The sequence below is a fragment of the Nocardiopsis exhalans genome, from assembly GCF_024134545.1.
In the GTDB taxonomy this organism is placed as follows: domain Bacteria; phylum Actinomycetota; class Actinomycetes; order Streptosporangiales; family Streptosporangiaceae; genus Nocardiopsis; species Nocardiopsis exhalans.
In genome coordinates, this window is sequence record NZ_CP099837.1 from 304,674 (window position 1) to 322,059 (window position 17,386).

Here is a 17,386-nt window from a genome sequence, read left to right on the forward strand (position 1 = left end):
GGTTCCAGGCCGTGTCAGAGAGAGTCGGTGCGCATCCGACGGTCCGCACGAACCAATACTCCCGCCCTACTGGTGGGGTTCTGTGGATTTCGTGTGACACAGGGGTCGCGGCTTCGTGAAGATCCCTTCGAGGCGACTCGCGGACATCGTCTGACGCCGTTCAGTGAAGGCGGGAGGCGTGGCCGCGGTGGCCGTGCAGGCCCTGCCGTGCAGAGCAGGAAGCGAGCCGAAGACCCACCCGGGACACCGATCGCGGCGGCGTGGCGCATACGTGGATTAGTACGACTCGGAGGCGCCATCACATGGGTTCTGACCTGCGACTATACATCCGATTATCCGATGACTACGGATCAGAAGGTTGGGGGTTCGAGTCCTCCCGAGTGCGCCACCTTGAGACAGTGGAGACGATGCCCGGTACTTGCTTTCGCAAGCCGGGCGTCTTCTTGTGTTGCCCAAAAACCCGCGCCCGAACTGGTAAAACAGCTCGGGCGGCTTCTTTTGTGCCATGGGTTGGAGAGGCCTCTTGCGGGCCGCGTCGCACATTCAGTGCAGATGCCCGGGGCGAGCTGCTCGGAGCCCGTGGATTCCTCCCAGTGGGAGAGGTGCCAAGTCCACGGGTAGGTGCCCGCCAGGAGCAGTCAGTGCGCACCACGTACGAGGTCGCGTCCACTGCATCGCTGCGGGGGTGCTTCTCGGGCGGCCTTCGGTGTTGGCCGGTGGGAGTAGGGGCTCGATCAGGGCCCACTGGTCATCGGTCAGGCCAGAGAGGTAGGTCGGGCGTCGCAGCATGGGGGGCGTGCTCGCGGCCTGCCGGTATGCCAGAGCTCGGATACCCCGCATTCCCGCCGACGCACCTCCCGAACGCGGGTCGACGCGTGATGAGGACGTGTCGAGACACCTAACACGTCCCGGAAACATGTTAAGTTTAGCCAAGATTCTTAACATGTTTTGTGGACATGTCGAAGGAGTTGACGCGTGTCCTGGAGCCCCGACGTTCCCTTCAACGATCTGCCCCCGCTGCCGCCGGCCGGCCTCGACCTCGAGCCCAAGCCCGTGCTCAAGTCGACCATCGAAGCCCGAACGGCACTGGCGACACTCGCCCAGGCCAGCCAGCTGCTGCCGAACCCCAACATCCTGATCCACGCCGTCCCGCTGCTCGAGGCGCAAGCCAGCTCCGAGATCGAGAACATCGTGACCACGGCCGATGAGCTGTTCAAGTACGCCGACTCCGGCGGGGGGGACCACGCCACCAAGGAGGCACTGCGCTACCGGAGCGCACTGTTCGCGGGAGTCGAATCGGTCAGGAAGCGGCCGCTCACGTCTGCGACGGCCGCCCGAATCTGCTCCGAGTTGCAGGGTCGGGAGATGGCCATTCGTGCGGTGGCCGGCACACGCATCGCGAACCCGACCACACGGCAGGTCGTGTACGCCCCGCCCGAGGGCGTCGACCTCATTCGCGAGAAGCTCTCGGCCTGGGAGCGATTCGTTCACGCTGAAGACGATCTTGATCCGCTGGTGCGGATGGCGGTGGCCCATTACCAGTTCGAGGCGATCCATCCCTTCCACGATGGCAACGGACGCACCGGCCGCGTCATCAACATCCTGATGCTGATCGAGGCCGGTCTCCTGCACGACCCGATCCTCTATCTCTCACGCGCCATCATCGCCCGCAAGAACGACTACTACCGCCTCCTGCGAGCCGTGACAGCAAACGGCGCCTGGATCGAATGGGTCCTCTACATGCTCGACGTCGTTCGCGACTCCGCGGTGTCGACGACGCGAAAGATCGACGCCATCCGCACGTGTCAGGAGAACATTGCTGAGCGAGCTCGCGCTGCCACTCAGGGCGGACGGGACGCACAGTTCTTGGCCGTCCTGTTCGAGCAGCCCTACTGCCGCATCAGCCTTGTCGCCGACCGATGCGACGTTTCGCGCCAGACTGCGTCGTCCTGGCTGCACGCCCTGGTCAAGGCGGGGCTCCTCCACGACGTCAAGGTCGGCCGGGAACGCCTCTTCGTGAACCACGAGTTCCTGGACGTGTTGACGCGCCCCGAGTGAGCAGGCGACACCGGCCCGGGCGGCCGGGTCGCCCGGGCCAAGGCCCTGTGAGAGCTGCGGCTCACGGACCTGAGCTCCCAGATTGGGCCACCCCGTGAGGGCGAACTCTTCCGGCATCGCATGTTCTCCGTCCTCGTTCGAGGACATTGCTGGCATGTCCTCGAACGAGGACGGAGAACCGACGCGCGGTGGACACCTTCAGGTAGACCGATGAACATGGCGGGGACGGTCCACACGAATCTCCGGCTCGGCTCGGCCGAGGAGATTCTGTGGGTTTCGCGCGGCACAGTCTGTACAGCGGCACAAGACCCCGCCACTCGCCCGCCGTCTGACGTCGGTCATGGGACTCGACCCGGTTCCCACGTCATGGACGGGGCAGGGTGCGCAGAGCTCTCATGAGCCGACCGAGACACGGTTCTGACGGCGTGGCGAATACGTGGCGAAGGGCGGTCGTGGCGTGATCGACGTAGCACCGTTGACCTGGGCTTATTCATGGGATGATCGGCCCACTACGGATCAGAAGGTTGGGGGTTCGAGTCCTCCCGAGTGCGCCACCTTGAGACAGTGGAGGAGACGCCCGGTACTTGTTTTCGCAAGCCGGGTGTCTTCTTGTGTTGCCCTAAACCCCATGCCCGGTAATGCGTAAGCAGCCGGGCGGTCGCTTTTGTGTTTTGACCCAGGAGCAGGGGCAGCCCCGAGTCCGTCGACTCCCCGTAGGCTTGGGAACCCCCTAACCCCTTGTCCTGGAGATGCTCCATGGCCGTCTTGCCCGTACCTTCCTCACCCGCGCCGGTCCGTAACTGGGCCGGGAACCTCACCTACGCCAGTCCCCGGATCCACCGGCCCGCCGGCCTCGACGAACTCCGCGCCCTGGTGCGGGACAGCCCCCGGATCAGGGCGCTGGGCAGCGGGCACTCCTTCAACGGGGTCGCAGACTCCACACACGACCTGGTCCGGCTGGACGCCCTCCCGCAGGAGATCGAGGTTGATCCGTCGGCGTCCACCGTGACCGTCTCCGCGGGCACCCGGTACGCCGAGCTCGCCGCCGAACTGCACCGGCGGGGTTTCGCGTTGGGCAATCTGGCCTCGCTGCCGCACATCTCGGTGGCCGGGTCCTGCGCCACCGGGACCCACGGATCAGGTGACACACAGCCCTGCCTGGCCGCCGCGGTGCGGGGGATCGAGCTGGTCGGTCCGGACGGGGAGGCGAGGTGGCTGCGCCGAGGCGACGACGCCTTTGCCGGGGCGGTGGTGGCGCTCGGTGCCCTGGGCGTGGTCACCCGGCTCACGCTGGAGATCGAGCCCGCCTTCCAGGTCTCCCAGCGGGTCCGGCTCGACGTTCCTCTGGGGGAGGCTGCGGACAGCTTCGACGCGGTGTTCGGTTCCGCCTACAGCGTCAGCCTGTTCACCGACTGGGCGGCGGAGACCGGACGGGTCTGGTTCAAGCACCGGGAGGGAGAGCCCGAAGGAACCTGGGTCGGGGGACGAGCGGCGACCGGCCCCCAACATCCGGTTCCCGGGGCGCCGACCGGTCCCGCCACCGAGCAGCTGGGCGTGGCGGGACCCTGGTTCGAGCGGCTGCCGCACTTCCGGCCCGAGTTCCAGCCGAGCGCGGGGGAGGAACTCCAGTCCGAGTTCCACCTGCCGCGTGCGGCCGTCCCTGAGGCCTTCGCCGCGCTGCGCGGGATCGGGCACCTGATCGCCCCCGTGCTGCACATCTCCGAGGTGCGCACGGTCCGCGCCGACGACCTGTGGCTCAGCCCCGCCTACGGCCGGGACACGGTGACCTTCCACTTCACCTGGTTCCCGGACGCGGAGGCGGTGGCCCCGGTGCTTGCGGCGGTGGAGGAGCGCCTCGCCCCGCTGGACGCCCGCCCGCACTGGGGCAAGCTCTCCACGCAGCTCCCGGAGGAGGTCGTCGCCTCCTACCCGCGCGCCGCCGACTTCGCCGGTCTGCTGGAACGGTTCGACCCCGAGGGCAAGTTCCGCAACCCCTTCGTCGACGCCCTCTTCCCCCGGGTCTGACAGGCAGGGCGCCCGGGGCAGCCCCGGGCGCCCTCCCACCGGGGCTCAGCTTTCGCTGGTCTCCGTGTTCTCCGCCGTGTTCTTTCTGCGGCGGGCCAGGTAGGTGGCGGCGCCACCTACCGAGGCCACGGCCGCGCCGACGGTGATCAGGGCGCCGACCGGCACACCGGTCCGGGCCAGGTCCTCATCGGCCCCGTTGCCCTCGTCGGCCTTGCCGCCCTTCTCGTCGGCCGGGGAGCCGTCCTCGCCCTTCCCGGTGCCGGAGCCGCCCTCGCTCCCCTCGCCACTCTCCCCACCGGAGCCCTCGGAGCCCTCGGAGCCCTCGTCACCCTCACCGGGGCCTCCGTGGCCGTTCCCGGTGTCTCCGTTGTCGTCCCCGTCTTCACCATCCTCGCCTCCGCCGTCGGTCACGGGAGGGATGTCGGCGCCGACCCAGGTCTCACCGACCCGGTAGGTGACGCTGAACTCCTCTTCGGGGAACTCCACGACCAGGTCGAGCGCCTGGTGGACACCCCACAGCGGCTGGCCCTCGAAGGTCTCCTCCCACGGTGAGGTCTCCGTGACGAAGGAGAACTCGGCGCCGATCTCGTCCACCTCGACGGACTGATCGCCCTCCTCGTGGACGAACTCCTGTTCACCGGCCCAGTTCTGGGACGTGACGATCACGGGGCCGGTGAAGGAGGCCTGGAGGAGCAGTTCGTCAGAGCCGCCCTCGGGGTTCTCCAGGCCGGGCTGGGAGACGCCGTCCACGGCGGCCTCACGCATGGCTTCGATGTCGCCCTCGGTGAGCTCGATGCGCAGCTCCTCGAGGGTCACCTGTGAGACGAGCTCGTCCTCCACCACGTCCACCCGGGCGAAGGTCCGGGATGCCGCGAAGATCTCTCCGTCGAAGGCGTCCAGGTAGCGGTAGGTGCCGTGGAAATCGGCTGCCTGGGAATGGAACACGGAGATGTCGGCCTCACCCGCGACAGTCGCGCGGGCGTAGCCGACCTCTCCCGTGTCCGCGTGGGCGGGGAGCGCTGCCGCAAGGCTCAGGGCGCCGAAGGCGACGAACGCCAGGCCGCCTTGGAGGGAGCGGCGGGTGCGATTGCGGGAACAGGAATTCAAGGAACCCTCATTCGGTATGACCAGCCGATTTTCGGGGTTTCGGCCGGGAAGGGGATGCCGCGCGTTCGAGTCGGTCCGCCAGGGGGCCGTGCGCGGGTGGTCGGGCAGTGCTGCGCGCTTGAACTGAGTGAACACTGGCCGGTCGAAGACTCTATTTAGGCAAATTGAGAGCAAAGAACACCGGGAAATGACAATCGAGTAACTCTCCCTCGGGCTTCCCGGGGCTGGCTTCCCGGCGAATGTCCTGGGTCGTTATCTGAATTCGGTGAACCTTTTTTCGTGGCGCGCGTCGCACCGTACGCGACTGAGCCGGCGCGCCCCGACCAGGCGCCCCGGGTCACAGGCGACACCGGTCAGGGGCCGTGCCACTCCAGGAAGAGGACCGTGGCGTCGTCCTGGAGGGTGCCGCCGTGGTAGTCGAGGATGCTGTGGATCAGACGCCGCAGGGTCTCCGGGATGGGCAGGCCCTCCGCGTTGTGCCGGACGATGAAGTTCACGAACCGGTCCAGGCCGAACTCGTCTCCGCCCGGGTTGTGCGTCTCGGTGATGCCGTCGGTGAACAGCACCAGACGGTCCCCCGGGTGCAGCTGTTCCTCGCACACGGTCGCGCCCATGCCCAGGTCGACGCCGAGCGGGGAACCCGGCTGGCAGGCGGGCAGGTCGACCAGGCGTCCGCCGCGGATCCGGACCGGCGGGTGGTGGCCGTGGCTGACCCACTTCAGGGAACCGGTCTTCAGGTCCAGGTCGGCGATGAGCGCGGTGACGTAGCGGATGGCGCCCAGGTGTTCCACCAGGGTCGCCTCGATCACCTCGCCCGTCTCCAGCAGGGAGGCGCCCTCCCGTCTGCTGTTGCGGTAGGAGGCGACCGCGAGGTTGGCGGCCAGGCCCGCGGTGACGTCGTGGCCCATCGCGTCGAACACCGCCACGTGGGCCACGTCGTTGTCGATCCCGTAGTCGAAGGCGTCCCCGCCCACCTCGTAGGCGGGTTCCAGGACGGCGCTGACCGTCACCTGGGTATTGGCGAACTCGATCGGCGGCATCAGGTTCCACTGGAGCTCGGCCGCCACGCTCATCGGGCGGGTCCGGCACAGCCGCGCGAAGGAGTCGCTGTACGCGCGCTTGACCACCACCATCATCGCGATCATGACCGCCAGCGCCCGGATGGCCCGAAGGGTCTCCTCCCCGGAGTCCTCGGTGTCCACGCGCAGCACTCCGAGCCGTTCGGCCCCGTCCTGGAGCGGAACCCACCAGCGGTCGAGCTCGGAGCCCGCCTCGCTCAGCGGGGTGAGGGTCTCGAAGGCCCGCCCGGCCAGGGTGCCGTTGATCGGCAGCGCTGCCTCGCTGTACTCGGGGTCCTCGCCCCCTCGGACCCCGTCGCGGACCAGCAGTCGGAGTACCTCCTGCTGGAGGTCCACCACGTAGATCGCCACATGGCGGAAGCCCGCGCGCTCAGCGCGCCGCCACACGGTCGTGGGCAACTGCTCCATCGTCGTCAGATGCGAGTCCTCGAGCAGCCCGGCGAACATCTCGACCAGCTCTTCGTTGACGGACATGTCGACCACCTGCGTCTCGGCCTGAGGATCACTTCATGCCCGGTCAGGGACGCCTTGCAGCATCACGCGGGTTCGGTCCGGCGGACCGTGGAACGCCATGTTATGTGTCGGTTCACCAACGCAGGGTCATACGGTGCGGGGCGGGCGGCTCACTACCGCCCCCCCGTATCGTCCGATCGTGTGCCGGGGGTCAGCCCCGGTCGACGCGGAACAGGGTCGTGGTGCCCGAGACCTCGTTGGCCATGACCAGGGCGGGCACGCCAGGGACCGGGGAGTCCTCGCCGTCGATGAAGATCAGCCCCTCGGCGCCCAGGTCCCCGGCCTCGCGGGTGTCCGGGGCGGCGCTGAAGTCGCGGTTGTCGAGGTACCGGGTGAAGGTCATGTCGTGTGGGTCGGTGACGTCGTAGACCATCACCCCGCCGACCCGCTCAAGGCCGATGAACGCGTAGGTGCGACCTTCCACCTGGCCCAGCACCACGTCCTCGGGCTCGGGGCCCTTGTCATCGCTGCGGGTGTCGAAGCTGTTCCCCCTGTGGTTGGAGTTGAAGTACTCCGGCGCGGCCTCGGCGGTGATCCGCCCGAAGTCCGAGCCGGAGTCGAACAGCTGCTCTCCGTCGGTGGTGAAGATCGAGAAGGAGCGCCCGCCGAAGGCCAGGACGGCCGAGGCGGTCAGGGGCGTGCGCATGGTGCTTTCTGGAGGTTCGGGGGAGCCGGACGCGGTCGCGTCCGCGCCGAGCCAACCAGGAAAGGACGATCCCGAGCCGAGCACCCGGTGTCCGCAAGTGAAGGTCCGCCTGGTGCAGCCCCGGCCACGGGGCCGGCCGCGGAGCCGGGGCTTCGTAGCGCCGACCGGTTCCGCGGCCTCACTCCCAGGCCAGGCGGCGGGCCGTGGTCACCTCGATCGGAGAGCTGCCGAAGTGTGCGGTGATCAGGGACCGGCCCTCCTCGGTGCGGCTGTGCACCACCTCGCCCCGGGACACCCACCGCTGCCACGCCTTCTCGAAGGCGAGCGCGCCCTTCCTGTTGCGGGCCAGGACCGACGGCACCGCGTGGAAGACCGGCACGGTCGGGTCCGCGGGGGCGCCCGGGACGGACCTGCCCGGTGCCCGGTCCCCGTCCGCGGAGGGTTCCGGCACGGTGAGGACGTGCCGGGGGATCAGGTAGCGCAGGTCGCCCACCAGCGGGCCCAGGGCCTCGTCGAGGGACTCGGCGAACAGCTCCGCCGATTCCGGGTCGGCGAGCGTGAACCGGTAGACGCCGTCGGTGTCCACGTGGATGCGTACCCCCTCGGATCCGCTGGCCGAGTGCCCCGCCCAGCGCAGCGCGTCGGCCACCGCGCACGCGTAGCGGGAGGTCTCCACCGGTCTTCCTGCCAGGGAACGGATCCGCTCCGCCTCCCGCCGCTTCACCAGGGCCTCCTGGCGCACTCGGCGGGTGTCGAACCAGCAGTGGACCATTGCCGCCAGTCCGAAGCCCGCGGCCGCGGCCGCGGCGAGCATCCCGGGCACGAACGGCACCAGGACCAGGCAGAGAGCCGTGACCGCGCCGAAGACCACCGTGGGCATCAGCTTCCGGACGGGCGGGGTGCCGTCGGGCTCCGGCCGGATCGCCTGGTCGCCCACCAGAACCTCGGGCGGCTCGGGCCGCGCCACGTCCCGGCCCGCGCCGCCGCCTCCGCTGGCACAGCGCGTCTCTCGTACACCCGGAGCGTGGGCAGCAGCGTGTCCTCGTACCCCGAACCCAGCCGCCACCGCTCCCGGGTGCCCTCCCGGTCGGCCGCGCGGGCCAGCATGCGGGTGTTCACGGCCCTCGGGTCGGCGGGCGGCTCGTACGGTGACAGCTCCGGGTCCACGTGCGCGACCCCGCTCATCACCTCGCCGTCGGCGCTCACCCCGAGGTACCCCTCGTGTTTGCGTACGAACCGGTTCCAGTCGGCCGCCCCGCGCGGGTGCTCGTGGCTCACGCACACCACCGTCCAGGTGTGCGCGGTCTTCTCCGGCCACTCCGGGTCCAGCCGCAGCGCACGCCCCCGGCTCTGCACCACGGCGGTGGGGGTGGTGGCGGTGGTCAGGTCCACCACCGTGTTCACCCCGCGCGCGTCCCAGCCCTCGCCGAGCAGCGCCCGGGTGCCCACCAGCACCTGGCAGCCGCCGGACTCCAGGAACCGCGTCACCACACCCACCCAGGTGCGCGAGGTCCAGCCGCCCTCCACCACGTGCAGGCCGTCCACTTCGCGCACGGACAGCTCCGCCCCGGGCAGCTCGGCACGGGCGAACTCCAGGAAGGCGGAGCTGCTGTCCGGCCCGGTCGCCATGGTGCGGCCGGTGACCAGCAGCGGGTCCAGTACCGAGGTGCGCGGATCGGTGGCGAGCTGGCGCACCTGGAGCCAGGCCGAACCGGCGTCGTCGGAGAGTACGCCGCGCAGCGCGGCGGGCGCTCGGGCGGAGGCGCGTTCGTGGTCGCACAGCACGAGGGCGCGCAGCCGGGGGCCGACCGTGTCCTTCTCGGCGGCGATGATCTCCACCGTGGCCAGGGACTTCGCGGCGCTGCGGGCCAGCACCCGGTCCACGGGGGAGGCGCCGCGGCGGATGCCGTTGCGGGTCAGGTGGTAGCCCACGGACGGCAGTGCGGCGCGGATGCGCTGGCGCGCCGCCCTGTCGCGTTCGGAGTCGGGGTCCAGGCAGTTCCTGGCGTAGTCGCCGATCAGCGCCGTCCAGTCCTCGGCCTGCGGCGGGTGCCGGTGCTGTTCGTGGATCCGGGCGCCGTCGGGTAGCGCGATCAGTCCCTGGTGGTGCAGGCGCAGAACGGCGTCGGTGAGTTCGGGGGAGCGGGCGGCCAGCGTGGTCCAGCCGACCCGGCCGCCCGCCTGGGCGTTCCGGGAGACGAAGCGCGCGTCCAGCCAGGGCAGGAAGTCGGTGGTGGCGAACCCGGGGGCGAGCAGTTCCGTGCACATCGCCGTGAACCTCGACCCCTGCCCGGCCAGGTACTCGTGTTCGGTCAGGGTGGGTTCGGTGACGTGCACGAGCTCGGCGAAGGGGGCCAGGTACCCGTCCCGGACCAGCGCTGGGATGGACGCCCCGGTGACGGGCGGGCCGAAGAGCCGGTCGACCAGGTCCTTCTCGGCGGTGGTGAGGCTTCCGGCGGGGGTTCCGGTCAGGCCGATCACGTGGGCGTCGGGGATCTCGTCCAGGATCTCGGCGAGCAGGCGCCCCCACACCTGGAGGAGGTGGTGGCACTCGTCGAGCAGGAGCGTGAGCGGACCGGCGTTGTGCAGCGCGTCCACCAGGGCCCGCCCGTTGGCGTGCAGCCGGTCGCGGACTGGGGTGGTCGAACGGCCTTCCTCGTCGGTCTCGGCGTCCGGGTCGAAGACGGCCAACGACTGGTAGGTGAGCACGTTGACGGCGTGCCCGAGCGCCCGGTCGTTCCCGGCGGTGCAGCCCTCGGGGCGGTCGAAGCCTTCCCAGTGCCGGATCCACTGGCCCTGGATGGCGGTGTTGGGCGCCAGCACCACGGTCCGACGGCCCAGTAGGCGGGCGGCCTCCAGCCCGACGAGGGTCTTGCCGGAACCGGGCGGGAGCACGATCCAGGTCCGCCGGGCCCCTTCCGACCAGCGCCGCTCCACCTTCGCGAGCGCCTCGCGCTGGTAGGGCCGCAGTTCTCCGGGCCATACCGCCCCGGCCACAGGTGACTCGACGCCCGGCGACCCTCCCCCGGGTGATTCCTCGGTTTCGGGCATCCCGCCGGATTCGGACATTGCCCCAGCTTAGGCCGGGTCCGGGTCCTCCCACCAGAAGGGCCCGGACTCAGGCGGTGGATCCGCCCGGGGCAGCGGACCCACCAGATCACTCACTCCCAGCGCAGACCCTCCGGGCGCATGGTCCGCAGGAGCGCGGGCAGGGCCAGCAGGGTGGCCAGCAGCGCCACCACCGCACCAGCGCCGACGATGATCAGGATGTCCGTTAACACGAAGGCCACGGGGAACCCGACCAGGAGCAGGGTCAGGGCGCCCAGGGCCATCCCGGTCACCGTGGCCAGGGTGAGGCCCAGGAGCACGGGCAGCGTGGTCTGCCACAGAACCGAGGCCACCAGGGTGCGTCTGCGGGTGCCGAAGGCGGTCAGCACAGCGTGCACCCTCTTGCGCTCACGGATCTGCTCGACCGTGCCCACCACCAATCCGGCGGCGATCACCGCCAGGCAGGCGAGCGCCCCGGCGATGAGCGCGGCACGCATCCTGACCATGGCGGGGAGGGTCGCGCTGGTGATCGGGAACTGCACCCGGGCCGTCGGGTCCAGGGACGCCACGGCGGCCCTGAGCTCCTCCTCCATCGCGGGGACGGACGGGTCGACCCGGATCCAGAGCGAGCCCGCAACCGAGACCCCCTCGGGTGGAGCGGCCGCCTCCGGGGTGGCGAGCACGACGTCCCGTGCCGAGTGCCCCAACCCTTGCCAGGGGTGTTCGACAAGGGGCCCCTCGAACCCGGTGAACCCGGGCACGGTCCACGGGACCGCGGGTGCCTCTTCGCCGCCCCCGACCATGAGCGTCTCACCGGGTTCCAGCCCCGGCACCCCGCTGAAGGCGTCCCCGGGGGAGCAGACGGGCAGGTCGGCCATCTGCTGGAGCGAGGGGCAATCGGCGACGAGGACTCGGACGTCGGAGCCGTCGTCGGTGACGCCCTCGACCCTGCTGTAGTCCAGGACCTCCTCCACGCCCGGCGTCTCCGCCACGGCGGTGGGGTCGCTCCCGGGCGGGACCGAGCGCAGGTCGACCTGGAGCTGGAACCCGGACGCGCCGAACTCGTCGGTCGCGTACACCTCCTCGACGAACTCCGCGATCTCCACGGTGGAATCGTTCCAGGCGTTCGCGAACTGGGTCTGGAGGGCGATGGCGCCCGCGACGGTTACGACGATCCCGCTGACCGCGCGGGTGGGTCCGCCGCCCGCCGCGCCCAGACGGCGCAGGGCCAGCTGCAGGGAGAGGGGGCCACCCGAGGCGCGGCCGAAGAGCCGGTCGACCAGCCAGGGCAGAACGGCCGTCATGCCGAACAGGGCGGCCAAAAGCCCGATCGAGACCATCGCGACCCACAGCCCTCCGCCCAGGCTGAACCGCATGCTCACAACGATGAGGGACATCCCCAGCACGAACAGGAGCAGCCGCCACCACAGTCGGGGACGCGGCCGTTCGGCTCGGCGTACGGTGCCCAGCGGATCGACCACCACACCGCGCAGGGAGCCGAGCACCACCCACAGGGCCAGCAGCGGTACCGCGAGGAACACCAGGGGGCCGAGTACCGGGTGCGGTGTCGCGTCGGTGGCGTACAGCCCGGACGCGATCGGCACCGCCTCCACGATCGGGCGTCCGGCGAGAAAGAAACCCGCTCCGAGCACCAGGCCGAGCGCGACCCCGGGGAGGGTCTCTCCGGCCGCGATACGCCGGGTGGCCCCGCGGTCGGCGCCCATGAGCCGCAGCGCCGACAGACGCCGGTCGCGCTGCTCGCCGCCGAAGCGCACCGCCGAACCGAGGAAGACGACCACCGGGGTGAGCATGACGACCACGCCCACCACACCGAGCATCAGGATGACCGGCTCGTCCCCCCTGGGCCCGGGCTCGCCGCCGTAGCTGGTCATCCGGTTCCCGGCGTTGTCCAGGGTCAGTTCCCCGTCACCGAGGTAGTAGACCAGCTCGTGCGGCCCCATGAGGCCCTCGGGGCCGACTTCCCCGATGACGGTGTGGTCGAACCTGCGCTGGAGTACCTCGTGCTCCGGGTCGTCGAGGAGGTCGGCCAGGGCGGGGGAGAGCACGATCTCTCCGGGGCCGGGGATTTCGGTCACGCCGGGAGGGAGCGGGGGGTCGGAGCCTTCGGCGCGGACGATCCGTCCGTGGATCGGGTTTCTCTCGTAGTCGGTGTCGGCGATCCTGAACAGGAGGGTGTCGTCGCCCGCAGCGGGCGGTGGGTACTCCGCCACCTGGTAGTCCATCCGGGCCGCGTGCCGCTCGCCCAGGTGTTCCAGGATGGTCGGCAGGGTGGTGGCCAGAAGCAGGGCGGCGGTGGCCACACCCACCCCGATCGCCGTCAGCACGGTTCTTAGCACCACCTCCCTGCCACCGCGCAGAGCGAGCTGCGCTCCGAGCCAGAGGTCGTTCAGGAAAGACGAGAGGGGCCGGCGCTGCCGGATCCGGCCGGGGGTGCGTTCGCGCAGACTCATCCGAGCCCTCCGACGTCACGGGTGCGGCCGTCCCGGACCACGACCTCGCGGTCGGCGTAGGCGGCCACCCGTGGCTCGTGCGTCACCAGGACCACGGCGGCCCCGCTCTCCCGGGCGGCGTCGGTGAGCAGCCGGATCACCCGTTCCCCGTTCAGGGAGTCGAGGGCACCGGTGGGCTCGTCGGCGAACACCACGCGGGGGCGGGTGATGAGGGCACGGGCCACCGCGACGCGCTGGCCCTGGCCGCCGGAGCACTCACCCGGAGTCTTCCCCGCGACCTCGGCCACGTCCAGCCGTTCCAGCCAGCTGAGGGCGGTGCGTTCGGCCCGGCGCCGGGACTCTCCGCCCAGCCGCAGGGGCAGTGCGACGTTCTCCACGCAGGAGAGTTCGGGTACGAGCTGGCCGAACTGGAAGAGGAAGCCGAAGTCGGTGCGGCGCAGATCGCTGAGCCGGGAGTCGGAGGCCTCGGTGAGGTCGGTGCCGTCGTAGTCGACACGGCCCCCGTCGGGCCGCACGATCCCGGCCACGCAGTGCAACAGGGTGGACTTCCCCGAGCCGGAGGGGCCCATGACCGCCACGACCTCTCCCGGGTACAGGGTGAGGGAGGCGTCGACCAGGGCGGTGGTGGGACCGAAGGAGCGACTCAGCCCGGAGGCGGTGAGCAGGGGTTCGGTCGGGGTGCCCGGGGTGTCGCGGCCGCGCGGGGAGAGGCTGGTGGTCATCGGCCGCGGACCTCCCCGGCGAGGTCGTTCAGCCGGGCGGCGGTCAGTTCCAGCCACCGCAGGTCCGCCTCCAGGTGGAACAGGGCGTGGTCGCAGATGAGCTGGTCGGAGAGGTCACCGTCGGACTTGCGGCGGGTGAGCGCGCGCATCTGGCGCAGGTGCTCGGCGCGCTGGACGTCGAGGATGTCATCGGCCGAACGGCCGGTGAGCAGGGCGAGCACCACCTTGGTGTACAGGGTGCTCTGCAGGTAGGGCTCGGGGTTCTCCGGGCTGGCGAGCCACCGCTCGACATCGGTGACCCCGGCGTCGGTCACGGCGTAGCGCTTGCGCTCGGGGCCCGCGCCGGGCTCAACCGAGTCCACCTCCACCAGCCCGTTCTTCAGGAGCCGGGACAGGGTGGCGTACACCTGCCCGTAGGCGAGCGGCCGCTTGGTGGCGAAACGCTCGTCGTAGGCCCGCTTGAGGTCGTATCCGTGCTGGGGGCGGGTTTCCAGCAGCCCCAACAGTGTTTGGCCGAGTGACATGGATCCGACTATACACACCATGTATACCCCGTGTGTATAGCCTGTGGGCGAACGACGGGAAGGGCCCCGATCCGTGAACTGCTCCCTGGAAGTTGGACTGGAAATCCAGTTCCATCGACCAGGGAGCAGTCCCATGAGAGCGAACAGCTCACTCACCCAGGACCAACGCCACCAAGCGATAGCGTTGTTCGAGCAAGGCAGAGCCGATCACGCGGTAGCGGCCTCTCTCGGGGTCTCGCGATGGGCGGTCCGAAGCCTGTACCGACGGTGGCGGATCCACGGCCCGGGAGCGCTGGTGACCAAACAGGCGAAGAAGTCCTACTCCTTCGAGTTCAAGGTCGAGGCGGTGCGCCGCCTCCTGGCTGGCGAGCCCAAGACCGAGCTGGCCAAGGAACTGGAACTGTCCTCACCCAAGCTGCTGGAATCGTGGGTGCGCACCTATCGCACCCAGGGCTCGGAGGGGCTACGCCCCAAGCAGCGAGGACGCCCGCCCAAGAGCGCACCACCAGAGCCAGCCTCAGAGCTGGAACGACTACGCCGTGAGAACGAGCTCCTGCGCGCCCAGAACGCCTACCTGGGAAAAGTGCGGGCCTTGAGGGAACATCCACCAGAGTGAGGGTTCACGCTGTGGTCGCCCTCAAGGCCGAACACCGATTGGACGTGCTGTTGAAGGTCGCTGGGCTGGCCCGCTCGACGTTCTTCTACCACCAGGCCCGGCTGGAGCACCCTGATGCCCAGGCAGCGCTCAAGGCCCAGATCAGGCGGCTCTTCGATCACAACAAGGGCCGCTACGGGCACCGCCGGATCCATGACCAGCTCCTCAAGAAGGGGTGGCGGGTGGCGAAGAAGACCGTGCTCAAGCTCATGAACCAGCTGGGCCTGGTCTGCCGGGTGCGCCGTAAGAAGCCCTACAGCTCCTACCGGGGCCAGGCGGGCCAGGTGGCGCCGAACCTGCTGGAGCGTGACTTCACCGCGCAGGGGCCGAACCAGAAATGGGTGACCGACGTGAGCGAGTTCGCCGTCGCGGGCCACAAGGTCTACCTGTCACCGGTCATGGACCTGTTCGACCGGCAGATCATCTCCTACACGGCGGGTCTGTCACCGAACCTGGAGTTGACCAACACCTCCTTGCGAGAAGCGTTGAAGACCCTGGCCCCTGGTCAGAGCCCGCTGGTCCACTCCGACCAGGGGTTTCAGTACCAGCATGTGTCCTGGCGGCGTCTGCTCGCCGGGGTCGAGGGCATCCAGTCGATGTCACGCAAGGGCAACTGCCTGGACAACGCGGTGATCGAGAGCTTCTTCGGCCACCTGAAGGAGGAATTCTTCACCCATGCCGAGTTCGAGACCGTCGAGGAGTTCACCGCGGGGTTGGAGGAGTACATCGCCTGGTTCAACCACGAACGCGTCCACAGCTACCTTGAGGGCCTGAGCCCGGTGCAGTACCGAGCTCAGGCCCTGGCGGCCTAACCTTTAGTTAGCCGGTCCAACTATCGGGGACCAGTTCACCGCGCTGTCGGGGCCCTTGTGGGTACTTCTGCGGGTGTTGGCTCCAGCGGGTCAGGCGGCCGGGTTGACGGCGCGCCCGCGCGCGGCCGCGAACAGGAACACCACGGCGGCGCCCACCGCCGTCGCCAGCATCACCGCGGTCATGCTCGCCAGGGTGGTGGAGCCGGTCAGACCCGCGGTGGCGGCCAGTGCCGAACCCACACCGAACTGCAGGGTGCCCAGCAGCGCCGAGCTGGTCCCGGCGATCTCCGCGGGCTGTCCGGACAACGCCATCGCGGTGGCGTTGGGCGAGATAAGCCCGGTGAAGACCATCATCACGAACAGAGCGGCGGTGACCGTCAGCAGGTCGGCCCGGCCGATCATGGCCAGCAGGCCCATCCCGCCGACGGAGGCGACCGCGCCCGCGAGCCCCAGCCCGAGGCGTCGGCGCAGCTCCACCCGGCGGATCAGCACCACGTTGACCTGGTTGCCGAGGATCATCCCGAGCGTGGTCACGCCGAAGATCAGACTGAACTGCTGGGCGGTCGCCCCGAACTCGGCCTGGGACACGAACGAGAACGCCGAGATGTAGGTGAAGCTCATCCCGAAGCTCAGCGCCAGGACCATCGTCGGCGCGATGAACCCGGGGTCGCGCAGCAGCCGGCCGAACGTACTGGCCAGGACCCGGGGATCCTGTCGCCGTCGCTGCTCCTTCGGCAGGCTCTCGGGCAGGGCGAACAGCACCAGGGCGAAGGTGGCGGCCCCGGTCAGGCCCAGCACGCCGAAGATCAGCTGCCAGGGGCCGAACAGCAGCAGTTGTCCGCCCAGCACCGGGCCGAGCATCGGCGCGAGCCCGGTGAGCAGCATGAGCCGGGAGAAGAAGGTGGCGGCGGTGTCGCCGTGGAACACGTCCCGCACCACGGCTCGGGAGACCACCAGGCCGGCCGCGGCGGAGAGCCCCTGGAGGAATCGCAGCGCCATGAACGACTCGGCCGAGGACACGAACACGATCGCGAACGTCACCGCCGTGAACACGCCGGTCCCCACGAGCAGGGGCAGTCGGCGGCCCCAGCGGTCGCTGAGCGGGCCGGTGACCAGCTGGCCGAGGGCCAAGCCCGCCATCACGGCGGTCAGGGTCAGCTTGACCCGGGCCTCACTGGCCCCGAGGTCGGCCGCGATCTCGGGGAGCGCGGGCAGGTAGAGGTCGGTGGCGAGCGGGCCGATGGCTGACAGGACGCCGAGGACGAGGACGAGCATGGCGACGGAGCGGCGCGAGGGCGGGGTGCCCACACGTGCGCCGCTGTTCCGGCCGCCGCCGTCGCGGTCGTTCGGGCTGTTTCGGCGCGCGTTCGAGCGCACAGCGGTAAGGCTCACGAGCTCTCCAGAGCATGGCTGTGGAAGGTCAGGGTCAACCTGGGGGTTGGTGTTCGGCGCCGTGAGCCACCTTCGGGTGGGGCACCTGATGGGCGGTCCCATGCGGGGACACTCCGCGTGCAACGGGTGGCCAGGGGAAGGCAATCCCCGCTTGACCCGGGTTTGTCGGTGATCCGAACCACAGGCGGAAATCCCCTGCCCATGAGGGATTCCGTGCGGCGTGAGGGCGCTCACCACAGGCTTGGCAGGCGGGCTTGGAGCATTCCGCGGGGGTTGACACTGTCAATATGAGGCCTGAAGTTGTCAGTGTCTACACGCTGCCCCGGCTGCGGGT

Annotated in this window: 10 protein-coding genes and 3 pseudogenes; 4 read left to right on the top strand and 9 right to left on the bottom strand. The window is 69.8% G+C overall.

What is annotated here, in order from left to right; all coding sequences use genetic code 11:
• Nucleotides 1–622 precede the first annotated feature (622 nt).
• A pseudogene (locus tag NE857_RS34645) lies at nt 623–786 on the bottom strand (transposase); the annotation flags it as partial.
• A gap of 189 nt (nt 787–975) precedes the next feature.
• Here NE857_RS34645 and NE857_RS01410 point away from each other — a divergent pair.
• Together NE857_RS01410 and NE857_RS01415 are read left to right on the top strand one after the other, a co-directional pair.
• A complete protein-coding gene (locus NE857_RS01410; RefSeq protein WP_254419426.1) occupies nt 976–2,058 on the top strand; it encodes a Fic family protein in 1,083 nt (360 codons plus the stop codon).
• 756 nt (nt 2,059–2,814) lie between these two features.
• Nucleotides 2,815–4,083: an FAD-binding protein gene (locus tag NE857_RS01415; protein WP_254419427.1), complete on the top strand. Its 1,269-nt coding sequence runs from the start codon at nt 2,815–2,817 to the stop codon at nt 4,081–4,083.
• Between the two features lie 45 nt (nt 4,084–4,128).
• Here the strand turns inward: NE857_RS01415 and NE857_RS01420 are convergent, their stop codons facing one another.
• The 7 genes and pseudogenes from NE857_RS01420 to NE857_RS01455 form a co-directional block, all read right to left on the bottom strand.
• Nucleotides 4,129–5,190 (bottom strand): hypothetical protein, encoded by a 1,062-nt coding sequence (locus NE857_RS01420; RefSeq protein ID WP_254419428.1) that lies wholly within the window; start codon nt 5,188–5,190, stop codon nt 4,129–4,131.
• 353 nt (nt 5,191–5,543) lie between these two features.
• Complete coding sequence (locus tag NE857_RS01425) at nt 5,544–6,743, bottom strand: PP2C family protein-serine/threonine phosphatase (RefSeq protein WP_344012592.1); 1,200 nt, start codon at nt 6,741–6,743, stop codon at nt 5,544–5,546.
• A 190-nt stretch (nt 6,744–6,933) separates the two neighbouring features.
• A pseudogene (locus NE857_RS01430) lies at nt 6,934–7,401 on the bottom strand (choice-of-anchor I domain-containing protein); the annotation flags it as partial.
• 205 nt (nt 7,402–7,606) lie between these two features.
• Nucleotides 7,607–10,497, bottom strand: a pseudogene (locus NE857_RS01440) (DEAD/DEAH box helicase family protein).
• 92 nt (nt 10,498–10,589) lie between these two features.
• On the bottom strand, nt 10,590–12,947 hold the full coding sequence (locus NE857_RS01445; RefSeq protein ID WP_254419433.1) for an FtsX-like permease family protein: 2,358 nt from the start codon (nt 12,945–12,947) through the stop codon (nt 10,590–10,592).
• Nucleotides 12,944–13,669 (bottom strand): ABC transporter ATP-binding protein, encoded by a 726-nt coding sequence (locus NE857_RS01450; RefSeq protein ID WP_254419434.1) that lies wholly within the window; start codon nt 13,667–13,669, stop codon nt 12,944–12,946. The genes NE857_RS01445 and NE857_RS01450 overlap by 4 nt, the downstream gene beginning before the upstream one ends.
• Nucleotides 13,666–14,193 carry a PadR family transcriptional regulator gene (locus tag NE857_RS01455; protein WP_254419435.1) on the bottom strand — a complete coding sequence of 176 codons (528 nt, stop codon included), beginning with the start codon at nt 14,191–14,193 and terminating at the stop codon, nt 13,666–13,668. Before NE857_RS01455 ends, NE857_RS01450 begins: the two co-directional genes overlap by 4 nt.
• Nucleotides 14,194–14,488: 295 nt before the next feature.
• On the opposite strand from NE857_RS01455, the gene NE857_RS01460 reads away from it, so the two are divergent.
• On the top strand, nt 14,489–14,809 hold the full coding sequence (locus NE857_RS01460) for a helix-turn-helix domain-containing protein (RefSeq protein WP_254416860.1): 321 nt from the start codon (nt 14,489–14,491) through the stop codon (nt 14,807–14,809).
• Entirely contained in the window at nt 14,806–15,660 is an 855-nt protein-coding gene (locus tag NE857_RS01465; RefSeq protein WP_254416859.1) for an IS3 family transposase, read from the top strand. Before NE857_RS01460 ends, NE857_RS01465 begins: the two co-directional genes overlap by 4 nt.
• 90 nt (nt 15,661–15,750) lie before the next feature.
• Here the strand turns inward: NE857_RS01465 and NE857_RS01470 are convergent, their stop codons facing one another.
• Nucleotides 15,751–17,052, bottom strand: a complete 1,302-nt coding sequence (locus NE857_RS01470) for a multidrug effflux MFS transporter (protein WP_425572157.1) — start codon at nt 17,050–17,052, stop codon at nt 15,751–15,753.
• Nucleotides 17,053–17,386 lie beyond the last annotated feature (334 nt).